Genomic DNA, 22,717 nt, shown 5'->3' on the forward strand with positions numbered 1-22,717 from the left:
CCCTTCAGGAGGTGACGGCGGCGAGCAGCGCGGCCAGCCGGCGCACCGGGACGCCCTCGTTGCCGTACACGTGCCCGGTGCCGTCCGGGGCGGGGAGGTTGCCGCCCGCGCGGTGCACGGCGGCCACCCGCCACCGGTCGTCGAAGGCCGGGGAGCCGGAGGAGCCGGGGAGGGTGTCGGTGAGGTAGAGCAGCCGGTGGTCGTCGGCGTGGGTGACCACGTTGTGGTACAGCGCGATCTTCTTGGGGGCGCCGCCGGGGTGCTGGACGATGTTGACCCGCTGGAGCTTCGGCGCCCCGGGCGGGGCGAGGGTGAGCGCGCCCCACTCCTCGGTCAGCGGCTCCCGGGCGCGTACGACGGTGAGGTCATGGCGCTCGGAGGTGGCGAAGGCGAGGTCCGGGGCGAGTGCGTACGAGGTGCCGCCGTCGATCTCGCCGCCCGGTCCCTCCTGGTAGCCGAGGACGAGGCGGGCTCCGGCGGCGGCCGCCGCGTCGGGGAGGACATGGCCCGCGGTGACGACGAAGTCGCCCGCCACCAGGAAGCCGGTGCCCAGGGCCTCCACATCGTTCCGCACCAGCCCGACGGCGCGCGCCGCCCGCAGCCCGCTCTCCAGGAACGCCAGCGGCAGCAGGGTGCTCTGGGCGCCCATCAGCCTCTCGGCGCCCGCGACGGACACCGTGCCGGCCGGTACGGGGTCGGCGGGCGCGGCCGGGGCGTCGAGCGCCCGGGACAGGGCCCGGCGCAGCTCGTCGTCCTCGGGGAACTCGCCGACGGCGTGGGTGAGCAGGGCCGCCCGCTTGCCCCGGTTGTCCGCCTCGCGCAGCGTGGCGTGCCAGACGTCGCGCGCGCCGCCGCCGAAGTCCACCAGGTCGGTGGGGATGCCGGCCGTCTCCATGAGCCGCCGCACCGATCTGTCCTGCGGGTACAGCTTCGCCAACCGGGCGATCAACGCGGCCCGGCCGGGCCCCCCGTGCTCCAACGTGCCCTCCCGCGTTCCGCCCGATGAGCGGACAGCTTAGCGCCGGGACGACCCCGATCTGCCTTTTGTCCGCAAGATGGCAACAAGACCGCTCCGATACCCCGGGAGTGCTTCGTCCATGCCCGCTCAATGTGACAGGTCGTGGGCACGGACCGCGGGCAGCGGTCCGTCGTGGCGTTCGACCTCGACCCGGCCGAGCTGGCCGGTGCAGCCCTGGGCGAGCCGGGAGGTGCCGATGTCGCGGGTCAGCGCGTTGGGGTTGCCGTGGACGCAGGTGGCCACCTCGGGGGCCGAGGGGTCGAACCAGGCGCCGGTGGAGAGCTGGACCACCCCGGACCGCACCGCGTCGCTGAGCACGGCGCCCGCCAGGCAGCTGCCCACGGTGCTGCGGATCCGCACCACGTCGCCGTCGCGTACGCCGCGCGCGGCGGCGTCGCCGGGGTGCATCCGGACCGGTTCGCGGCCGCGGACCTTGGAGGAGGCGCTGAGTTCGCCCTGGTCGAGCTGGCTGTGCAGCCGGGTGGGCGGGTTGTTGGCGATCAGGTACAGGGGGTACGCGCCCGGGTCGTCCGGGGCGGGCGGCTCCGGCGGCAGCCACGCGGGGTGGCCGGGGCAGTCGTCGTAGCCGTAGGAGGCGATGGTGGCCGAGTACAGCTCGATGCGGCCGCTCGGCGTGGGCAGCGCCGCGCCCTCGGGGTCGGCGCGGAACGCCGCGTACAGGGTGCGCTCTTCGCGCAGGGCGCGCAGCGGGACGCGGCCCGCGCTCCAGAAGGTCTTGAAGTCCTCCTCGGGCGCGTACTCCGGCGGCAGGCCCCGGCGCCAGCTCTCGTAGAGGTGTTCCAGCCAGCCGCGCGCGTCGCGGCCCTGGGTGAAGGCGTGGCCGATGCCCAGTTCGGTGGCCAGGTCGCTGAGGATCCGGTAGTCGTCGCGGGCCTCGCCCACCGGGTCGGCGACGCGGTGCATGGCGATGAGCGCGGTGTCCTGTTTGGCGCCGCCGATGTCGTCGCGCTCCAGGGTGGTGGTGGCGGGCAGCACGAAGTCGGCGTGGCGGGCGGTGGCCGTCCAGTGCGGCTCGTGGACCACGACCGTGTCGGGGCGGGCGAAGGCCCGGCGCAGGCGGCCGAGGTCCTGGTGGTGGTGGAAGGGGTTGCCGCCGGCCCAGTGGACGAGCCGGATGTCGGGATAGGTGTGGCGCCCGCCGTCGTACTCGAACTCCTCGCCCGGGCGCAGCAGCAGATCGGCGATCCGGGCGACGGGGATGAAGTCGGGGACCGGGTTGGTGCCCTGGTCCAGGGTGGGCAGCTTGTACGGGAGCGTCCCGGCGCCGGTGCCGCCGGTGGCGCCGTAGCCGTGGCCGAAGCCGCCGCCGGGCAGCCCGATCTGGCCGAGCAGGCAGGCCAGCGCGATGCCCGCCCACAGCGGTTGCTCGCCGCGGTGGGCGCGCTGGAGCGACCAGCTGAGGGAGATCATGGTGCGGTGTTCGGTCAGCTCGCGTGCGAGGGCGGCGATCCGGGCGGCGGGGATGCCGCAGATCTCCTCGGCCCAGTGCGGGGTCTTGGCGGCGGAGCCGTCCCGGCCGAGGACGTAGGCGGCGAAGGTGTCGAAGCCCTCGCAGTGGCGGCGGCAGAAGTCCGCGTCGTACCGGCCCTCCTCGATCAGCACATGGCACAGCGCCAGCATCAGCGCGGTGTCGGTGCCGGGGACGGGGGCCAGCCACTCGGCGTCCAGTTCGGCGGCGAGGTCGTCGCGCAGGGGGCTCACCAGGATGAAGCGGGCGCCCCGGCCGCGGGCCGCGCGCAGCAGCCCCGCGGCCCGGTGGCGGCTGATGCCGCCCGCGTTGACCTGCGTGTTCTTGGCCGGCATCCCGCCGAAGCAGAGGAAGAGGCCGGTGTGTTCGGCCAGCACGGACAGCGGGGTGGGGTTGCTGATCGGAGCGTCGTCGCCCACCACATGGCGCAGCAGGGGGTGGGCGGCGCCGAGGCTGTAGGAGTTGACGGAGCGGGTGTAACCGCCGAGGCAGTTGAGGAACCGGTGGATCTGGCTCTGCGCGTGGTGGAAGCGGCCCGCGCTGCCCCAGCCGTACGACCCGCCGAAGATGGCCCGGTTCCCGTGGGTGGTGCGGACCCGGTCGAATTCGCGGGCCAGCAGCGGGATCGCCTCGTCCCAGGGGACGGGCACATGGCCGTCGGTGCCGCGGGCCGGGTCGGGTCCGGGTCCGTGTTCCAGCCAGCCGCGGCGTACGTAGGGGGTGAGCACCCGGTCGCGGGGGCCCAGCGCGGCGGGCACGTTGCGCAGCAGCGCGGCGGGGTGGGGGTCGCGGGGGTCGGGGGTGACGTCGAGGCCGCCGTCCGGGCGCAGGGCGGCCTCGAAGGCGCCCCAGTGCGAGCTGTGGGGGTGGCCGCGGGAGGTGGCGCCCGGGTGCGGCCCCGTTCCGTCGCCGTGGTGGGCCGTGTCGTCGGCTCCGTTGCTCGCTGCCCTGCTCATGCGGTGTCTCGCCTTTCGTCCGTATCTCTCCCTCCCCTCCAGTTCCTCTCTTCGCCCCGCTCACTCCCCCTCGGCCGGTCCTGGGCCGCACCCCGGCCGGCCGGGGTCAGCCGGTCGGCCCATCGGAGGGGGCGGGCGGTAGGGTGGCGAACCGCTGCGGAGCGTTATCGTCGATCCCGTTCCGCGTATGCCGATATTCGGCCACCGATGGCATACTTGAACGCGCGACCAAATGGGTTCACTCCCCGCCAGGGCCGCGGCGGTGGAGGCCGTCATCTGCCCGTGGCGGAAGTCCGAGGGCAAGGTGAGATGACCACATGACGCGACCGGACACGCCGCCGCACGAGCAGCCCGTCCGGTCGGACGACCTCATCGACGAGGCGTCCACAGCCAGGGCCACTGTCGACGAGCACGGCATCGTCACCCAGTGGAACGAGGGGGCCGAAGGGCTGCTCGGATACCGGTCCGAGGAGATCGTGGGCAGGCCGGCGGCCGCTCTGCTCGCCGACGAGGCCCATCCACGGTCGGTGGCCGAAACCCTGCGCACATTGAACCCGCCCGACCGGTTCCGGGGCCGGGTGGCGCTGCTGAGCCGCGACGGCTCCCGGGTGACGGCCGGGCTGCTGGCACACCGCGTCACCGCGCCCGGCGGGGCCGCCGAATGGCTCGTCGTCTCCCCGCTGCCCCGGCCGGAACGGCCGCTGGCGGACGAGGAGTTGCTGAAGCACTGCTTCGCCCAGGGGCCGTGCACGATGGCGGTGTACGACACCGGGCTGCGGCTGCGGTGGGCGAACCAGGACATGGAGCGGGTGCTGGGCCTCGCCCAGGAGGAGATCCGCGGGCTGCGGGTGCCGGAGATCACCCCCGGGCCCGAGGCGGAGGAGACCGAGGAGCGGATGCTCCGGGTGCTGGAGACCGGCGAGGAGCAGCACATCGAGCTGTTCCTGCGGATGCCCGGGCACGACCGTCCGGTCGCCTGGTCGACCTCGCTGGCCCCGCTGCGGGACAGCGAGGGCCGGGTGGCGGCCGTGATGCTGTCCGCGCACGACCGGACCCCGCAGCACACCACCCGCAAGCGGCTGCTGCTGCTCAACGAGGCGAGCATCCGGATCGGTTCCACCCTGGACATCGACCGGACCGCGCAGGAGCTGGCCGATGTGGCGGTCCCGGAGCTGGCCGACTTCGTCACCCTCGATCTGCTGCCCTCGGTGCACGGCGGCAGCGAACCGCGCCCCGGCCCCCTCAGCGGCCATGTCATGCTGCGGCGGGTCGCCGCCCGGTCGGTCTTCGCCGGCACCCCGGAGGCGGTGGTGGAGGTGGGCAAGGTGGCCGCGTACCCCGACTTCTCCCCCGCCGCCGAATGCCTGAAGCTGGAGCGGGGGCTGCTGAACCGGGTGACGGACCCGGCGGTGTCCCGGTGGGCGGCGGAGGCCCCGGACCGGGCCGCGTCGATCCATCAGTTCGGCTTCCACTCCACGATGGCCATCCCGCTGCGCGCCCGCGGCACGACCCTCGGCGTGGCGACGTTTTCCCGGCACCAGCGGCCCGAGCCGTTCGAGGAGGACGACCTGCTGCTCGCCGAGGAGATGACGGCCCGGGCGGCGGTCTGCATCGACAACGCCCGCCGCTACACCCGGGAGCGGAACACCGCGCTGGCCCTGCAGCGCAGCCTGCTGCCGCGGATCCTGCCGCGGAGCGCGGCCGTGGAGGTCGCCTCCCGCTATCTGCCCGCGGGCCCGCAGGCCGGGGTGGGCGGCGACTGGTTCGATGTGATCCCGCTGTCCGGGGCTCGGGTCGCGCTGGTGGTGGGCGATGTGGTCGGCCACGGGGTGCAGGCGTCGGCGACGATGGGACGGCTGCGCACGGCGGTCCGTACCCTCGCCGATGTCGACCTGGCCCCCGATGAGCTGCTGACCCACCTGGACGACATGGTCAACCATCTGTCGGCGGAGGCGGAGAGCGCCCAGGGCCCGGCGGGCGCGGGGGCCACCAGCGGGGACATCGGCGCCACCTGCCTGTACGCGGTGTACGACCCGGTCTCCCGGGTCTGTTCGATCGCCCGGGCGGGGCATCCGCCGCCCGCGGTGGTGGCCCCCGACGGCTCGGTGGACCTGCTCGACCTGCCCGGCGGCCCGCCCCTGGGGCTGGGCAGTCTGCCGTTCGAGACGGTGGAGGTGGAGCTGGCGGAGGGCAGTCTGCTCGCGCTGTACACCGACGGTCTGATCGAGTCCCGCGACCAGGACGTCGACCGGGCGCTGGACACACTGCGCTCCGCGCTGGCCCAGCCCACCGAGTCGCTGGAAGCCACCTGCGACATCGTGCTCAGCAAGATGCTGCCCGGCCGCCCGGCGGACGACGCGGCGCTGCTGCTCGCCCGCACCCGCGCCCTGGACGCCGGCCACGTGGCCACCTGGGACCTGCCGGCCGACCCCTCCGTGGTGGCGCGGGCCCGCCGGGACGCCTCCGCGCAGCTGGAGGCGTGGGGTCTGGACGAGGCCGTGTTCACCACCGAGCTGGTGGTCAGCGAGCTGATCACGAACGCCATCCGGCACGCCAAGGCCCCCATCCAGCTGCGGCTGATCCACGACCGCACGCTGATCTGCGAGGTGTCCGACGGCAGTGGCACCGCCCCGCATCTGCGCCGGGCCCGCACCTTCGACGAGGGCGGCCGCGGGCTGCTGCTGGTGGCTCAGCTGACGCAGAGCTGGGGCACCCGGCAGACCGGCACCGGCAAGACGATCTGGGCGGAGCAGTCCCTGTCCCCGGCCGACGGCTGATCCGGTCCCCCACGCCTCGGGTGGCGTGGGGGACGTCCGGCTTCACTACAATCGGCGGCCGGAAGCCCTGTTCGGCACGGACGTGAGGCCGCACCATGGCATGCGGCGTCAGGCGGACGCCGCCGCCTGTCGGCGTGGCGGGCCCCGTGGCGGGACGAAAGGCCGCACTGCATGCGAACCGAAGCCACGCGTTCCGGCGACTCACTGGCCTCGCTGAGCCCCGCCGAGTCGGCCCGGCTGATGGCGGTGATGCGGGAGGCCGCGCTGAGCCGCGGCAGGCTCCCGCTGCCCGCGCGCCCGGTCATCGGCCAGTCCTGGGACCGGATGCTGCGGCTCGGTCTGGACCCGGACCGCGGCCACGAGCGGGGGCTGCTCAGCCTGGACGAACTGGAGCGGCGCCGGCGGGCAACCCGGCTGGCCGATGTGCTGCCCACCCTGCACAGCGGGCTGCTGGAGGCGGCGGAGGCGGCCTGCCACATCATGATCATCGCGGATGCCGACGGCCGGGTGCTCTGGATCGACGGCCACCGCGGCGTCCGGCGGCACGCGGAGGGCATCGCCCTCACCGAAGGCGCGCACTGGGCCGAGGAAACCGCCGGGACCAGCGGCATCGGCACCGCGCTCGCCGTCCGGGCGCCCGTGCGGGTGCACTCCGCGGAACACTTCGTCAGCGCCTTCCACACCTGGAGCTGCGCCGCCGCGCCGCTGCACGACCCCCGGGACGGGCAGCTGCTCGGCGTCATCGACATCAGCGGGCCCGCCCCCACCGCCCATCCCACCGTGCTCTCCCTGGTCACGGCCACCGCCCGGTGGGCCGAGGGCGAACTGCGGCTGGCCCACAGCCGCGAACTGGACGCGCTGCGCGCCCTCGCCGCGCCCGTCCTCGCCCGCATCCCGGGCAAGGCCGCCGTGGTGGACCGGCACGGCTGGGTCGCCGCCGTGACCGGGATCAGCCCGCGGGACCACCGGCTGCCGCTGCCGAAGGCGGTGCGGGAGGCACCGTACGGGCCGGTCTGGCTGCCGTCGCTCGGCACCTGCGCGGTGGAGCCGCTGCCCGGCGGCCATCTGCTGCGGGTGCTCGACGGCGAGGACGGCGCCCCGGCGGCGCCCGCCGGATCCGGCCACCTGGTGCTGGACGTCACGCATCCGCACCACTGGTCGCTGACCTTCTCGGGCCCCTCCGGCACCTGGACGCACGGGCTCAGCGCCCGCCACGCCGAACTGCTGCTGGTGCTCGCCGCGCACCCCGAGGGGCGCACGGCGGCGCAGCTCGCCCACGACCTGTTCGGCGACCCGACGCGGACGGTCACCGTGCGGGCGGCGATGTCCCGGCTGCGCGGACGGCTCGGGGCGGTGCTCGCGCACCGCCCCTACCGGTTCGCGGACCGGATCCGCGTCGAGGTGCGGAGGCCGGAGAGCGGTCAGGGTCTCCTGCCGTTCAGCGTGGCCCCCGCGGTCGCCCGCCTGCGCGGGTGAGCCCCCGTCAGCCGCGGCCCGCGACCTCCTCCGGGCTCAGCACCTCGGCGAGGCGTTCGGCGGGCAGCAGCCCCTTCTCCAGGACGAGTTCGGCGACGCCGCGGCCGGTGGCCAGGGCCTCCTTGGCGATGCTGGTGGCCGCGCTGTAGCCGATGTACGGATTGAGGGCGGTGACCAGGCCGATGGAGTTCTCCACGGTGGCGCGCAGGTTCTCCGCGTTGGCGGTGATGCCCGCGACGCACCGGTCGGCCAGCACCAGGCAGGCGGCGCGCAGATGGGTCACGCTCTCCGAGAGGGAGTGCAGGATGATCGGTTCGAAGGCGTTCAGCTGGAGCTGTCCGGCCTCGGCGGCCATGGTGATGGCCACGTCGTTGCCGATCACCTCGAAGGCCACCTGGTTGACGACCTCGGGGATGACCGGGTTGACCTTGCCGGGCATGATGCTCGAACCGGCCTGCACCGGCGGCAGGTTGATCTCGTTGAGCCCGGCGCGCGGGCCGGAGGAGAGCAGCCGCAGGTCGTTGCAGCTCTTGGAGAGCTTGACGGCGATGCGCTTGAGGACGCCCGACAGGTGGACGAACGCGCCGCAGTCCTGGGTGGCCTCGACCAGGTTGGCGGCGGTGACCAGGGGCAGTCCGGTGATCTTCTCCAGGTGGCCGCGGGCGGCCTCGGCGTAGCCCTTGGGGGCGTTGAGGCCGGTGCCGATCGCGGTCGCGCCGAGATTGATCTCGTGCACCAGGCCGGAGGCCTCCAGCAGCCGGCTCTGGTCCTCCTCCAGCATCACCGCGTACGCGGAGAACTCCTGGCCCAGCGTCATCGGCACCGCGTCCTGGAGCTGGGTGCGGCCCATCTTCAGGATGTCGCCGAACTCCTCGGCCTTGGCGGCGAACGCCAGGCGCAGCGTCTCCATGGCCGCGTGCAGCTCACGGACGGCGATGATCGTGGAGACGTTGACGGCGGTCGGGTAGACGTCGTTGGTGGACTGGCTGAGGTTGACGTCCTCGTTGGGGTGGAGGATGCCGTAGTCGCCCTTGGCGTGGCCGAGGATCTCCAGCGCGCGGTTGGCGATGACCTCGTTGGCGTTCATGTTCGTCGAGGTGCCGGCGCCGCCCTGGATCACGTCCACGGTGAACTGGTCGTGCAGCTGGCCGCGGCGTATCTCCTGACACGCCGCGGCGATGGCGTCGGCCTTGAGCGAGGAGAGCAGGCCCAGGTCCTCGTTCGCGCGGGCCGCCGCCTCCTTGACGGCGGCCAGGGCGTTGATGAGGTGCGGGTAGGCGGCGATGGAGGTGCCGGTGATGGGAAAGTTCTCGGACGCGCGCAGGGTGTGGATGCCCCAGTACGCGTCGGCGGGTACGTCGCGGTCGCCGAGCAGGTCGTGTTCGCGGCGGGTGCCGGAGTCAGCGGTCATGGCTGTGCGAGGTTCCTTGGGTCACGGTGGGCGGGCGGATCAGGCGGCGGGCAGGGCGAGGGCGTCGGTGGCGTGCAGGCAGCCGACCGTGGTGCCGCCGCCGTGGACCGGGGTGGTGGCGAATTCGGTGAGGACGCCGGGGTCGATGCCGCAGTGGGCGAGGGCGGCCGCGGTGACCGGCATCCGGGCGCGGTCGGCGCCGTCGGCGATCTTGACGACGAGGGCCCGGCCGTCGGACAGCCCGGCCATCTGCACGCCTTCGAAGCCGTCCTTGGCGAGCAGCCCGGGCACCGTGCGCATCAGCCGGGCGACGTCCCGGTCGTCGCCGGACGCCATCTCGGGGTGGGTGCGCATGGCGTCCGCGACCCGGCCCTCGGGGGTGTCCGGGGCGGCGGAGGCGATCGCGGCGGCGGCGCGGGCGAGGCCGAGCGGGGAGACGGAGAACAGCGGCGCGCCGCAGCCGTCGACGGTGACCCGCGCGACGCGCTGTCCGGTCAGGTCCTCCACGGTCTCGGCGATCACCCGCTGGAGCGGATGGGCCGGATCGAGGTAGTCCTCCAGGGACCAGCCGCGCAGCTTCGCGGTGTACAGCATCGCGGCGTGCTTGCCGGAGCAGTTCTGCGCCAGCCGGGAGGGCCGGCGGTCGGCCCGCAGCCACCGCTCGCGCATCGCGGAACCGTACGGCAGGTCGGGGGTGTTGCGCAGGTCGTCCTCGGTGAGGTCCGCCATCTCAAGGATGCGCCGGGCCCCGGCCAGGTGGTCGTCCTGGCCGGAGTGGCTTGCGGCGGTGAGCGAGAGCAGCTCGCCGTCCAGCGGCAGCCCGGCACGCAGCAGCGCGACGGCCTGCACGGGCTTGAGGGCGGACCGCGGGTAGAACGCGGCGTCGATGTCGCCGGCCTGGAACTCGACCCGGTCGTCCGGGGCCAGGACGACCGCCGACCCATGGTGCACGCCCTCGATCACACCGGCGCGTACGACATGGGCGAGCGGCACATGGCGGGGTTCGCGGATGACGGGGGGCTCGGCCGGGGTGTGGCGAGCGTCGTCGGTGTGCTGCCCGGTGGTGGTGTTCATGGTGGTGGTGCTCCGGTCGTCGGGGTGGTTCACAGGGTGGTTCATCCGCCTGGTTCGGATGGGGTCCGGGCCGGCCGGGCCGGTCTACCGCTCGGCCGGCGCCGCCTCGGCACGAGTGGCGTCCACCCGGCGCCTGACACCGAACCAGCCGATGACCAGCGCCAGCACGATCAGCGGAAGCGCCATGACGGTGAGCCGGCTGGGACCACCGTCGGCCCACATCAGGACCAGGACGGAGGCGAGGAAGCCGAGGGTGACGATTTCGGTGTACGGCGAGCCGGGAAGGCGGTAGCCGGGCCGGGTGAGGTGGCCGGCCTGGGCGCGGCGCCAGAAGAGCAGATGACAGATCATGATGATCGCCCAGGTGGAGAGGATGCCGAGCGCCGCGAAGTTGAGCACGATCTCGAACGCCTTGCTGGGCACGACGTAGTTGAGGCCGACGCCCAGGACACACATGCCGCAGGTGAGGAGGATGCCTCCGTAGGGCACCTGGGTGCGGCTCATCGCCCCGGTGAACTTGGGCGCGGAGCCGGCCATGGCCATCGAGCGCAGGATCCGGCCGGTGGAGTAGAGCCCGGAGTTGAGGCTGGACATCGCGGCGGTGAGGACGACGAGGTTCATCACGCCGCCGGCCGCGGGCACGCCGAGCTTGGAGAGCACGGTGACGAACGGGCTCTGGTCGCCGGAGTAGGCGCCGGAGGGCATCAGCATGGACAGCAGCACCACGGAGCCGACGTAGAAGACGGCGACGCGCCACATGATGGAGTTGATCGCCTTCGGCATGACCTTCTCGGGCTCCAGGGTCTCGCCCGCGGTGACGCCGACGAGTTCGACGGAGGCGTAGGCGAAGACGACGCCCTGGATGATCAGCAGCATGGGCAGCGCACCGTGCGGGAACACGCCGCCGTGGTCGGTGATCAGGCTGGGGCCGGTGGTGTGACCGTCCACCGGGTGGCGGCTGACCAGAAGGTAGATGCCGATCGCCATGAACAGGACGAGCGCGCCGACCTTGATGATGGCGAACCAGAACTCCAGTTCACCGAAGATCTTCACGGAGATCAGGTTCACCGTCAGCACGACGGCGAGCGCGATCAGCGCGATCACCCACTGCGGGATGTCGGTGAACATGCCCCAGTAGTGGGTGTAGGTCGCGACGGCGGTGATGTCGGCGATGCCGGTGGTGGACCAGTTGAGGAAGTACATCCAGCCGGCGACGTAGGCGCCCTTCTCGCCGAGGAACTCCCGGGCGTAGGAGACGAACGAACCCGAGGAGGGCCGGTGCAGCACCAGTTCGCCGAGGGCCCGCACCACCAGGAAGGCGAAGAGGCCGCAGATCGCGTACGCCAGGGCCAGCGAGGGCCCGGCGTCCTTCAGGCGCCCTCCCGCGCCGAGAAAGAGCCCGGTGCCGATGGCACCGCCGATGGCGATCATGTTGACATGCCGGGCCTTGAGGGACTTGCTGTAGCCGGCGTCACCGGCGTCGACATGCTGGGGCTGATCGGGCCCTTGGTCGTGGCGTTCTTCCTGCCGGAGGGACTGCTCGCTCACGCCTGCTGTCCGCCTTCCGTGGGTACGTATCACACGCCGTCCGCCGAAGCGGGGCGCACGATGGAGGTCAGGGTGGTCTCGACCCGTTCGAGGTGGTGGGTCATCGCCGCCACCGCGTCGGGTTCGGACCCGTCGGCGAGCGCCTCGACGATCGCCCGGTGTTCTCGGTTGGACTGCTCCCGGCGGCCGCCGAGTTCATTGAGAAATGCCGACTGCCGTGCCAGGGCGTCACGGATCTCCTCGATCACCCTGCGGAAGACCGGGTTCTGCGCCGCCTGGGCGACGGCGAGGTGGAACGTGGTGTCCATCGCCACCCAGGCGGTGGTGTCGGTCTCCCGCTCCATCCGGTCCAGCAGATGGGTGAGGTGGTCCAGATCCTCGGCGGAACGGCGCAGTGCCGCGTACCCCGCGACGGGGATCTCGATGTGCCGCCGCACCTCCAGCAGGTCGCTCGCGGCGTAGTCCCCGAAGGTGGGGTCCTCCACCGGACCGCTGGAGATGACGAAGGTGCCCTTGCCGGTGCGCGAGGCGGTGAGCCCCATGGTCTGCAGGGCCCGCAGCGCCTCGCGGAGCACCGGCCTGCTCACCTCCAGGCGACGGCACAGCTCGGCCTCGGAGGGGAGTTTGTCCCCCACCGCGTAGTCGCCGCGCTCGATGGCATCCCGGAGGTGGCTGAGCACCGCTTCCATGGCACTCACCCGACGAGCAGGGCCTGTCTGGCTGTCTGACAAGTTCACTCGAGGATCCTGAGCCGTACGCCAAAGCGTTGTCAAGACTTCTGATGCGGCGAATGATCCGGCCGCCTGGCGCAGGATTCCGGCCAGCTGCTGCCCGTTTTATGCGGATATGGACTTTTCGCCGCCCAGGCCGGAGACTGCGACTGAAGGGCGAAGGGACGGGGTGTGACGCCGATGACGACCGTACGACGCGCTGTGCCGAGGACGACGAGGACCCGGATCACGGCACTCGACACCCATGACATCCGCTTCCCCACCTCGCGCTGGCTCCATGGCTCGGACGCCACCCACCCCGACCCGGACTACTCGGCCGCGTACGTCGTCGTCCGCACCGACGCCGGGGACGGCCTGGAGGGCCACGGCTTCTGCGCCACCATCGGCCGCGGCACCGAGGTCGAGGTCGCGGCGATCGACGCGCTGCGCCCCCGGCTGGTCGGCGCCGAACTGCCCGGCCTGCCCGGTGGCCTGGCCGGCCTCTACCGTGCCCTCGCCGACGACGGCCAGCTGCGCTGGCTGGGCCCCGAGAAGGGCGTCACCCACATGGCCGTCGCGGCGGTGATGAACGCCCTGTGGGACCTCACCGCCAAGCGCGCCGGGAAACCCCTGTGGAAGCTGCTGGCCGACCTGGCCCCGGAGGAGCTGGTCGCGCTGGCCGACTTCCGCTACCTCACCGACGCCCTCACCCCCGACGCCGCCCTGCACATCCTGCGCCGCGCCGCCCCCGGCAGGGCCGGGCGCGAGGCCCGCCTGCGGGCCGAGGGCTACCCGGCGTACATCACCTCCTGCGGCTGGCTCGGCTACGACGACGACCGGCTCGCCCGGACCGCGCGGGCGGCCGTCGCCGACGGCTTCACCCAGATCAAGCTCAAGGTCGGCGCCGACCCCGCCGCGGACATCCGGCGCTGCCGGATCGCCCGCGAGACCATCGGCCCGGACATCCGGCTGGCGCTCGACGCCAACCAGCGCTGGGAGGTCGGCGAGGCGGTCGAGCGCACCCGGGCGCTGGCCCGGTTCGACCCGTACTGGATCGAGGAGCCGACCAGCCCGGACGAGATCATCGGGCTGGCCGCGATCCGTCGCGCCGTCGCACCCGTGAAGGTCGCGGCGGGCGAGCACACGGCGAACCGGGTCGTCTTCAAGCAGCTGCTGCAAGCGGGGGCGCTCGATGTGCTGCAGCTGGACGCCTGCCGGGTCGGCGGGGTCAACGAAAACCTCGCGATCCTGCTGCTGGCCGCCGAGTTCGGGGTTCCGGTGTGGCCGCACGCGGGCGGCGCCGGGCTGTGCGAACTGGTCCGGCACCTGGCCATGTTCGACTACGTGGCGGTCTCGGGCACCCGGCGGGACCGGGCCGTCGAATACTCCGCCCATTTGCACGAGCACTTCCTCGACCCGGCGATCGTCACCGACGGCCGCTACCACGCCCCCACCACCCCCGGCTTCAGCGCGACCCTGCGCCCGGAGGCCCTGCGGACCTACGCCTACCCCGACGGCGCCGCGTGGCGGTAGCGCCACGGTTCCCCGCCGCCGGGCGTATCGGGGTGATCCCTGCCGGGGACACCGGCGGCGTGGCCCGGGGGGACGGCGGGCGGGGGGCCTTATGGTCGCGACAGCCGTTCCGTGACCTTGAGCCGGGAGCACGATGCGCACGACGCGCCACCGCCTCGCCACCGCCGCCGCGATCCTCGTGCTGGTCTGCGGCCCGGCGGCCGCGGGCTGCTCCGAGGGGTCCGGCGGCGGGAGGCGGGTCGGGGTGGTGGTGCCGTTCCTGACGTCGCCGTTCTGGGAGGCGTACGACCATGACATCCCGCGGCAGGCGGCCAAGGCAGGCGTCCGGGTGCTGCCGACGGTGAACTCCAACAACGACGCGAGCCAGCAGGTCAGCGACATCCGCAATCTGCTCGCCCAGAACATCGACGGGCTGGTCGTCTCCCCCATCGACTCCGCCGCCATCGTCACCGGACTGAACGCGGCACAGCGCCGGCACGTCCCGGTGGTGGCGGTCGACGTGGCGCCCGAGCGGGGCAAGGTGGCGATCGTGGTGCGGGCCGACAACCGGGCGTACGGCGAGAAGGCGTGCCGCAGCCTGGGGCGGGTCGTGCGGAGCGGCAAGGTGGTGCAGATCGAGGGCGATCTGGCATCGGTCAACGGGCGCGACCGCACCGCCGCGTTCGACGCGTGCATGCGGCGCCGCTACCCGCGCGTCCGGATCCTCGACATCGCCGCCGGGTGGCAGGCGGACAAGGCGGCGACCGGGCTGGAGGCGCTGTACAGCGCGCACCCGGACATCAAGGGCATCTATCTGCAGGCCGGGGGCGTGTACCTGGCGCCCACGCTGCGTACGCTGCAGCGCCACGGGGCGCTGCACCCGGCAGGCCACCGGGGCCATATCGCGATCGTCTCCAACGACGGCATCCCGCAGGAGCTGGACGCGATCCGCAAGGGGTGGATCGACGCGACCGTGTCCCAGCCGACGGATCTGTACGCCCGGTACGCGATGGTGTACATCAAGCGGGCGATGGCCGGGAAGCCGTTCCGGAAGGGGCGGACCGATCACGGCAGCCGAATCGTCGAGGTGCGGAAAGGGATCCTGGAGGATCAGCTTCCGGCCCCGCTGGTGACCCGGGCCAATGTGAACGACCCCGCGCTGTGGGGCAATCGCGGATGACCAGCGGGCGGCCACCGCTGTGCGAAGCGCGCGGGATCACCAAGCGGTACGGGCCGACGGTGGCCCTGCGGGAGGCCGGGATCGCCGTGCGGGCGGGTGAGACCCACGCCCTGGTGGGGCGCAACGGCGCGGGCAAGTCCACGCTGGTGGCCGTGGTCACCGGGCTGGAGCGGCCGGACGCGGGCACGGTGTGGTTCGAGGGGGAGCCCGCCCCCGCCGTCGCGGACCGGGCGGCCTGGCGCCGCCGGGTGGCCTGCGTCTACCAGCAGTCCATGATCATCGATGATCTGACGGTGGCGGAGAACCTGTTCCTGGGCCATCAGCCGGTCCTCCCCCGCACCTCGGTGATCAGCTGGCGGCAGACCCGCCGCCGGGCCCGGGCGCTGCTGGACGCCTGGGGCATCCCGGTGCACGAGGGGGCGCGGGCCGGGGATCTGAGCGTCGAGGACGCCAAGATGGTGGAGATCGCGCGGGCGCTCTCGCGGGGCACCCGTTTCGTCATCCTGGACGAGCCCACGGCGCAGCTGGACAGCCGGGCGACGGCGCGGCTGTTCGCGCACATGCGGCGGCTCCAGGCCGCCGGGGTCACGTTTCTGCACATCTCGCACCATCTGCGCGAGGTGTACGAGGTCTGCCAGGCCGTCACCGTCTTCCGGGACGCCCGCCGGATCGTCACCGCGCCCGTCGGGGAGCTGCCCACCCGGGCCCTGATCGAGGAGATGACCGGTGAAGCGGCCGCCCCCGCCCGCCCCGGCGCCCCGCCCCCGCCGGGCTCCGGGGGCGAGGTGGCGGTGCGGGCCGAGGGGCTCAGCGGCGCGTACTTCCACGACGTCGGCCTCACCCTCAGGGCCGGTGAGGTGGTGGGGCTGGCCGGGCTCGCGGGTTCGGGCAGCCATCAGCTCGGCGAGGCGCTGGCCGGGCTGCACCGGCCGACCGCCGGCCGGATCGAGATCTTCGGCCGTCCGCTGCGTACGGGCAGCGTCACCGCGGCGCTGGCCGCCGGGGTCGGCTGCGTGCCGCGCGACCGGCGTACGCAGGGGCTGATCCCGCAGCTGTCGGTGGCCGACAACATCACGCTGCCCATCGGGGACCGGCTCGGGCCCCGGGGGCTGATCCGGCCGTCCGCCCGGGACGCGGTGGCCCGCCGGGCCATCGAGCGGCTCGGCATCACCACCCGCGGCCCGGCCCAGCCGGTGACCGCGCTGTCCGGCGGCAATCAGCAGAAGGTCGTCATGGCCCGGGCGCTGGCCACCGACCCCCGGGTGCTGGTGCTGATCGACCCGACGGCGGGGGTGGACGTGCGGTCCCAGCGCGATCTGCTGGAGACCGCGCTGCGGGCCCGGGCCGAGGGCCGCGCGGTGCTGATCGTCTCCGACCGGCTGGAGGACCTGCGGGCCTGCGACCGGGTGCTGGTGATGGTGGGCGGCTTCGTCACCGTCACGCACCGGGCGGGCTGGACCGACCGGGAACTCGTCGCCTCGATCGAAGGGGTCGCCCTCGGCCATGAATGACCTCACCCCCCGAAACGATGCCGGCCATGCATGACCTCGCCACCCCGCGGGCGGGTCGCGCCCGGCGCCTCCTCCCGGTCCGGATCCGCGATCTGGCGCTGCTGCCCGCGGTGGTCCTGCTGCTGGTCATCGGCGCGGTCGGCAACCCCGACTTCCTCGACCGGGACAACCTGGTGAACATCCTGGGGGCGTCCTCGGCGCTCGGGCTGCTGGTGCTCGCGGAGGCGATGATCCTCATCAGCGGCAGGATGGACCTCTCCCTGGAGTCGATCGCGGGCCTGGCCCCGGCCCTGGGCTTCCTGGTCGTCATCCCGGCCGCCTCGGCGGGCTTCGGCACCGAGCTGCCGACCTGGGTGGGCCTGCTCGTCATCCCGCTGGCGGGCGCGGGTGTAGGCGCGGTCAACGGGGCGCTGATCGTGGGGCTCGGGCTCAACGGGTTCATCGTGACGCTGGCGATGAACATCGTGCTGCGCGGCGTGCTGATCGGCCTGGTCTCCGGCAGGACGCTGTTCAACGCGCCCGACGCGTTCTTCGTGCTCGGCTCGCGGGAGTGGCTGGGGGTGCCGGTCTCGGTGTGGGTGACCGCGCTGTGCTTCGCGCTGGCCGGGTTCGGCTTGCGCTACCACAGGCTGGGCCGCGCGGTGTACGCGATCGGCGGCAGCGCCCCGGCCGCCCGGGCGGCGGGCATCCGCACCGCGCGGGTGGGCTGGGCGGTGCTGGTGATCGGCGGCGCGCTGGCGGGGGTGGCGGGGCTGGTCATCGCGGGGCGGGTGGGGGCGGTGGGCGCCAACCAGGGCAGCGGTCTGATCTTCACGGTGTTCGCGGCCGCGGTGATCGGCGGCATCAGTCTGCGCGGCGGCCGTGGCTCCCTGCTGGGCTCGCTGCTGGGCACCCTGCTGCTGGGCATGCTGGAGAACCTGCTCACCCTCGCCCAGGTGTCGTCCTTCTGGATCCAGGCGATCTACGGCGGGATCATCCTGCTCGCACTGGTCGTGGCACGACTGACGACCGGGGAGGCCCAGGAGTCATAGTATTAAGGGAAATGTCTCCGCAGATGGGACGGGTGCGATGGCCATCCCCGAGGGAATCGCGCCGACCGAAGCACATGTCCCCTTCGACATGGCCGATGCGGCGACGGCCCTGATCGATGCCACGGGGACCGTCGTCGGCTGGACCACGGCGGCGGAACGGCTGCTCGGCTATCCGGCGCCGGAGGTGCTGAAGCGGCCCGGCACGATGCTGCTGGCGGCGCCGGAGGACGCCGCGAAGGCGGTGTCCATCGCCGAACAGTGTGGTGAGCACGGCGGCTGGGGCGGGCTGCTGGAGGTCCGGCACCAGGCCGGTCACCGGCTCGCGGTGGGCCTGCGGGTCTCCCCGGTCACCGGGCTCGGCGACGGCACCTGCTGGCTGATCTCGGCGATCGACGTGGCGACGATCCCGACCTGGGCGGTCAGCGGATCGCTGCTCCAGGCGTTCCTGACCCGCTCCCCCATCGGCATGGCGGTGCTCAGCCCGGACCTGCGGTACGTGTGGATGAACGACACCCTGGAGCGCTACGGCGGCGTCCCGCGCGACCAGCGGCTGGGCCGCCGGATGGCGGATTCGCTGCCGGGGCTGGACACGGCGGCGCTGGAGGGGAAGATGCGCGAGGTCCTGGAGACCGGCGTCCCGGTGATCGACTACGAGTACCGGGGCTGGACCCTGGCCGAGCCGCACCAGGAGCACGCGTACTCCACCTCCTTCTTCCGCCTCGACAACGCGGACGGCCACCCGGTCGGCGTCTGCTACATGGGCATCGACGTCACCGACCGCTGGCGGGCCCGGGAGCGGCTGGCCCTGCTCAGCGGCGCCAGCGAGCACATCGGCAGCACCCTGGACGTGATGCGCACCGCGCAGGAGCTGGCCGAGTTCGCGGTGCCCCGGCTCGCCGACTTCGTCACCGTCGACCTGCTGGACTCCGTCCTGCGCGGCGAGGAGCCCCCGGCGCAGCGGACCCGGAGCCTGCCCCCGTTCCGGCGGGCGGGCCAGGCTTCCATCCACGAGGGCTGCCCGGAGTCGATCGCGGCCCCCGGGGACCCGGTCGCCGTCTCCCCGGGGTCGCCGTTCGCCCGCAGCTTCCTGGAGGGGGAGGCCGTCCTGGACCCGGAGCTGGACGCCTCACTGGGCGCGTGGACCGGCGACGACCCGGCCCGGACGCGGAAGGTCCGCGAGTTCGGGATGCGCTCGCTGATGGTGGTCCCGATCTGCGCGCGCGGAGCCATCCTGGGCGTGGCCTCGTTCGTCCGGACCCGGCATCCGGTGCCCTTCGAGGGCGACGACCTGGTGCTCGCCGAGGAGCTGGTGACGCGCGCCGCGCTGTGCGTGGACAACGCCCGCCGCTACAGCCGCGAGCACACCGCGGCCCTCGCCCTGCAGCGCAGCCTGCTGCCGCACGCCCTGTCCGGCGGCCAGGCCCTCGACGTGGCCTCGCGCTATCTGCCCACCGACGCGCGCAACGGGGTCGGCGGCGACTGGTTCGACGTCATCCCGCTGTCCGGGGCCCGGGTGGCGCTGGTGGTCGGCGACGTGGTCGGGCACGGCATCACCGCGGCGGCCACCATGGGGCGGCTGCGCACCGCGGTGCACACCCTCGCCGACATGGACCTGCCGCCCGAGGAACTGCTGGCCCACCTGGACGACCTGGTCATCCGGCTCACCGAGGAGGAGTCCACGCAGGAGGGGGTGGGCACGGCGGTGCTGGGCGCCACGTGTCTGTACGCGGTGTACGACCCGGTCACCCGGCGCTGCACGATGGCCCGGGCCGGCCATCTCACGCCCGCGGTGGTGGATCCCGGCGGCGTGGTCTCCTACCCGCCGCTGCCCGCCGGTCCCCCGCTGGGGCTCGGTTCGCTGCCGTTCGAGTCGGCGGAGCTGGAGCTGCCCGCGGGCAGTCTCATCGCGCTGTTCACGGACGGCCTCATCGAGACCTGCGACCAGGACATCGACGTCGGGCTCGGCCGGCTGAGCAACGCCCTGGCCCAGCCCGGGCTGCCGCTGGAGGAGCTGTGCTCGACGGTCATCGACACCCTGCTGACCCGTCCGCAGTCGGACGACGTGGCGCTGCTGCTGGCCCGTACGAACACCCTGGGCGCGGGCCATGTCGTCTCCTGGGACCTGCCCTCCGATCCGGCCGTGGTCGCGAACGCGCGCTCCCTCGCCGTCCATCAGCTCGCCGAATGGGGCCTGCCGGAGCTGGCGATGACCACTGAGCTGATCGTCAGTGAGCTGGTCACCAACGCCATCCGGCACGGCACCGGCCCCATCAGGCTGCGGCTGATCCGGCACGAGGTGCTGATCTGCGAGGTCGCGGACGCCAGCAACACCTCCCCGCGGCTGCGCCATGCCCGTACCACCGACGAGGGCGGCCGCGGACTGTTCCTCGTCGCGCAGATGACCCGCCGCTGGGGCACCCGGTACACCGAGGGCGGCAAGCTCATCTGGGCCGAACAAGACCTTCCGGATCCGGCATGAGGCACGCTCCGGCCCGGCCCCGCCCTATCCATGATCGGCTTCCTCCCGCACACTGGAGTCCTGCCAACGGGAGGGGGGCATCCGGCGTGCGTGCAGGGGTCTGGAGGCAGCGGTTCGCCTCCCGGTGGGTGCGCGGCGGCGCCGCGGTGGTGGCGGGCGCGCTGCCCGCGCTGGCGTTTCCCGCGCCGTCGGCGTGGTGGTTCGCGTACGTGGCCCTGGTGCCCTGGCTGCTGCTGGCGCGCTCGGCGCCCACGGTGCGGCGGGCGGCGTACGACGGCTGGCTGGGCGGGAGCGGGTTCCTGCTCGCGGCCCACCACTGGCTGATGCCGAGCCTGCATGTGTTCATCGTGCTGCTGGCGCTGCTGCTGGGGCTGTTGTGGGTGCCGTTCGGCGCGCTGACGCAGCGGCTGCTGCACGGCCGTCCGGGCCCCGGCCGGGTGGGCGCCGCGCTGGTGCTGCTGCCGTCCGCGTGGCTGCTGGCCGAGCTGGTGCGGTCCTGGCAGTACCTCGGCGGGCCCTGGGCGCTGCTGGGGGCGAGCCAGTGGCAGGTGCCCGCCGCGCTGCGGATGGCGTCGGTGGGCGGGGTGTGGCTGGTCGGCTTCCTGCTGGTCCTGGTGAACGTCGCGGTCACCGCGCTGATCGCCCTGCCCCGGGCCCGTATCGTCGCGGTGGCCGGGCTGACCGCGTGCGGTGCGGCGGGGGCCGCGGTGTGGGCGTGGGCGCCGGTGCCGCAGGAGACCGGGACCGCGCGGATCGCGGTGGTGCAGCCCGGGGTGATCAAGGGGCCTGGGCCGCGGCTGGAGCGCGGCGTCGAGCTGACCCGGCGGCTGGCCGGGCGCCATCCGGACCTGGTGGTGTGGGGCGAGAGCAGCGTCGGCACGGATCTCGGCGACCGGCCGCGGCTGGCGAAGCGGCTGGGCGCGCTGTCCCGTTCGGTGGGGGCGGATCTGCTGGTCAACGTGGACGCGCGGCGCAGCGATCTGCCGGGGATCTACAAGAGTTCGGTGCTGATCGGGCCGCACGGTCCGACCGGGCAGCGCTACGACAAGATGCGGCTGGTGCCGTTCGGCGAGTACATCCCGGCCCGGCCGCTGCTGGGCTGGGCCACCTCGGTGGGCAAGGCGGCCGGTGAGGACCGCCACCGCGGCACGGAGCAGGTGGTGATGCGGCTGCCGCGGGGCCTGCGGATCGGGCCGGAGGTCTGCTTCGAGTCGGCGTTCCCGGACATGAGCCGCAATCTGGCCCGGCGCGGGGCGCAGGTGCTGGTCGTGCAGTCGGCGACCTCGACGTTCCAGCGCAGCTGGGCGCCCGAACAGCACGCCACGCTGGCCGCGCTGCGCGCCGCGGAGACCTGGCGGCCGACGGTCCACGCGACGCTGACCGGGGAGAGCGCGGTCTTCGGCCCGCGCGGCGAGCCGGTGGGCACGCGCATGGGTACGGACACGAGCGCGGCGACGATGTACGAGGTGCCGCTGGCGAAGGGCACCAGCCCGTATGTGCGGACCGGGCCGCTGACGGTGTACGGGGCGCTGGCGGCGCTCGCCGTGTACGGCGCGGTGGAAGCCGCGGGGGCCCTCAGGCGCCGCTCCGGTTCCCGAACCCCTCCGCGTCCCTGATCACCCGTTCGCACAGTTCGTGGGTGCGCAGCGCGTCCTCGGCGCCGAGCCGCCGGCCGGTGCGCACGGCGTCGAGGAAGGCGTCGGTGATCTGCTCGATGCCGCGCTGCCGGGCGACCGGCACCCAGTCGCCGCGGCGGCGCACGCTCGGCTGGCCCTTGTGGTCCACGATCTCGGCGAGGTTGGAGACCTGCCGCTTGGTGTCCTGGCCGGAGACCTCCAGGATCTCCTCGGTAGAACCGCTCATCCGGTTCATCACGCCGAGCGCGGTGAACCCGTCGCCGGACAGCCGGAGCACGACGTGGTGCAGCAGTCCGTCGCGGATCCTGCTGGTCACGTCGATCTGGTCGACCGGGCCGGGGGCGAGGAAGCGCAGGGTGTCGACGACGTGGATGAAGTCGTCCAGGACGAGGGTGCGCGGGTCCTCGGGGAGGCCGACGCGGTTCTTCTGCATCAGGATCAGATCGCGCGGATGGTCCAGGCACTGGGTGTACCCGGGGGCGTAGCGCCGGTTGAAGCCGACCATCAGGCTGACGCCGCGGTCCTCGGCCAGCCGCACCAGCCGCTCGCTCTGCCCGAGTTCGTAGGCGAGCGGCTTGTCGACGTAGGTGGGCACCCCGGCCTCCAGGAGCCGGGTGACGAGCCCGGCGTGCTCGGCGGTCGGGGCGTGCACGAACGCGGCGTCCAGGTCCGCCGCGAGCAGCGAGTCCAGGCCGGGGTGGCGCTGGGACTCCGGCACCCGGTAGGTGTCGGCGACGCGCTGGAGGGTGGCGGGGGTGCGGGTGTGCAGATGCGGCTCCACGCCGGGCCGCGCCATGAGCACGGGCAGATAGGCCTTCCGCGCGATGTCGCCGAGACCGATGCAGCCGACCCTCACGATGCCTCCTGGTGTTCCACGTCCCGGCGGGTCTCCGGCGGCCCGCGTCCAC

General features: G+C 73.4%; 15 protein-coding genes. 8 read left to right on the top strand and 7 right to left on the bottom strand.

Annotation, left to right across the window (positions count from 1 at the left end; translation table 11 throughout):
- Positions 1–4: 4 nt before the first annotated feature.
- Complete coding sequence (locus ABZ562_RS20555) at positions 5–979, bottom strand: trypsin-like peptidase domain-containing protein (RefSeq protein WP_361481418.1); 975 nt, start codon at positions 977–979, stop codon at positions 5–7.
- 126 nt (positions 980–1,105) lie between these two features.
- On the bottom strand, positions 1,106–3,463 hold the full coding sequence (locus ABZ562_RS20560; RefSeq protein ID WP_361481420.1) for a molybdopterin-dependent oxidoreductase: 2,358 nt from the start codon (positions 3,461–3,463) through the stop codon (positions 1,106–1,108).
- Between the two features lie 317 nt (positions 3,464–3,780).
- Between ABZ562_RS20560 and ABZ562_RS20565 the strand changes: the two genes are divergently transcribed.
- Positions 3,781–6,240, top strand: a complete 2,460-nt coding sequence (locus ABZ562_RS20565; RefSeq protein ID WP_361481422.1) for a SpoIIE family protein phosphatase — start codon at positions 3,781–3,783, stop codon at positions 6,238–6,240.
- Between the two features lie 171 nt (positions 6,241–6,411).
- Positions 6,412–7,716 carry a GAF domain-containing protein gene (locus tag ABZ562_RS20570; protein WP_361481424.1) on the top strand — a complete coding sequence of 435 codons (1,305 nt, stop codon included), beginning with the start codon at positions 6,412–6,414 and terminating at the stop codon, positions 7,714–7,716.
- Between the two features lie 7 nt (positions 7,717–7,723).
- Here ABZ562_RS20570 and aspA read toward each other — a convergent pair whose 3' ends face one another.
- From aspA to ABZ562_RS20590, 4 genes are all read right to left on the bottom strand, one after another.
- Complete coding sequence (gene aspA / locus ABZ562_RS20575) at positions 7,724–9,127, bottom strand: aspartate ammonia-lyase (RefSeq protein ID WP_361481426.1); 1,404 nt, start codon at positions 9,125–9,127, stop codon at positions 7,724–7,726.
- Between the two features lie 39 nt (positions 9,128–9,166).
- A complete protein-coding gene (locus ABZ562_RS20580; RefSeq protein ID WP_361481638.1) occupies positions 9,167–10,201 on the bottom strand; it encodes an asparaginase in 1,035 nt (344 codons plus the stop codon).
- A gap of 84 nt (positions 10,202–10,285) precedes the next feature.
- The gene (locus ABZ562_RS20585) at positions 10,286–11,749 is read right to left on the bottom strand and encodes an amino acid permease (RefSeq protein WP_361481429.1); all 1,464 of its coding nucleotides are present in this window, start codon (positions 11,747–11,749) and stop codon (positions 10,286–10,288) included.
- A gap of 29 nt (positions 11,750–11,778) precedes the next feature.
- Positions 11,779–12,486 (bottom strand): FadR/GntR family transcriptional regulator, encoded by a 708-nt coding sequence (locus ABZ562_RS20590; RefSeq protein WP_361481432.1) that lies wholly within the window; start codon positions 12,484–12,486, stop codon positions 11,779–11,781.
- A 174-nt stretch (positions 12,487–12,660) separates the two neighbouring features.
- On the opposite strand from ABZ562_RS20590, the gene ABZ562_RS20595 reads away from it, so the two are divergent.
- From ABZ562_RS20595 to lnt, 6 genes are all read left to right on the top strand, one after another.
- Positions 12,661–13,992, top strand: coding sequence for an enolase C-terminal domain-like protein (locus ABZ562_RS20595; RefSeq protein WP_361481435.1), 1,332 nt, complete (start codon positions 12,661–12,663; stop codon positions 13,990–13,992).
- Positions 13,993–14,125: 133 nt separating this feature from the next.
- Positions 14,126–15,151 carry a sugar ABC transporter substrate-binding protein gene (locus ABZ562_RS20600; RefSeq protein WP_361481438.1) on the top strand — a complete coding sequence of 342 codons (1,026 nt, stop codon included), beginning with the start codon at positions 14,126–14,128 and terminating at the stop codon, positions 15,149–15,151.
- Entirely contained in the window at positions 15,148–16,662 is a 1,515-nt protein-coding gene (locus tag ABZ562_RS20605) for a sugar ABC transporter ATP-binding protein (RefSeq protein ID WP_361481441.1), read from the top strand. Before ABZ562_RS20600 ends, ABZ562_RS20605 begins: the two co-directional genes overlap by 4 nt.
- Positions 16,663–16,688: 26 nt before the next feature.
- The gene (locus tag ABZ562_RS20610; protein WP_361481444.1) at positions 16,689–17,693 is read left to right on the top strand and encodes an ABC transporter permease; all 1,005 of its coding nucleotides are present in this window, start codon (positions 16,689–16,691) and stop codon (positions 17,691–17,693) included.
- Positions 17,694–17,730: 37 nt separating this feature from the next.
- Positions 17,731–20,172, top strand: a complete 2,442-nt coding sequence (locus ABZ562_RS20615) for a SpoIIE family protein phosphatase (RefSeq protein WP_361481447.1) — start codon at positions 17,731–17,733, stop codon at positions 20,170–20,172.
- Positions 20,169–21,788 carry an apolipoprotein N-acyltransferase gene (gene lnt, locus ABZ562_RS20620; RefSeq protein WP_361481450.1) on the top strand — a complete coding sequence of 540 codons (1,620 nt, stop codon included), beginning with the start codon at positions 20,169–20,171 and terminating at the stop codon, positions 21,786–21,788. Before ABZ562_RS20615 ends, lnt begins: the two co-directional genes overlap by 4 nt.
- On the opposite strand, the gene ABZ562_RS20625 is transcribed toward lnt, so the two are convergent.
- Positions 21,748–22,665: a Gfo/Idh/MocA family oxidoreductase gene (locus tag ABZ562_RS20625; protein ID WP_361481453.1), complete on the bottom strand. Its 918-nt coding sequence runs from the start codon at positions 22,663–22,665 to the stop codon at positions 21,748–21,750. The genes lnt and ABZ562_RS20625 overlap by 41 nt on opposite strands.
- Between the last annotated feature and the right edge of the window lie 52 nt (positions 22,666–22,717).

Origin of the sequence: Streptomyces sp. NPDC019937, from assembly GCF_040631655.1 — a bacterium.
GTDB lineage: Bacteria > Actinomycetota > Actinomycetes > Streptomycetales > Streptomycetaceae > Streptomyces.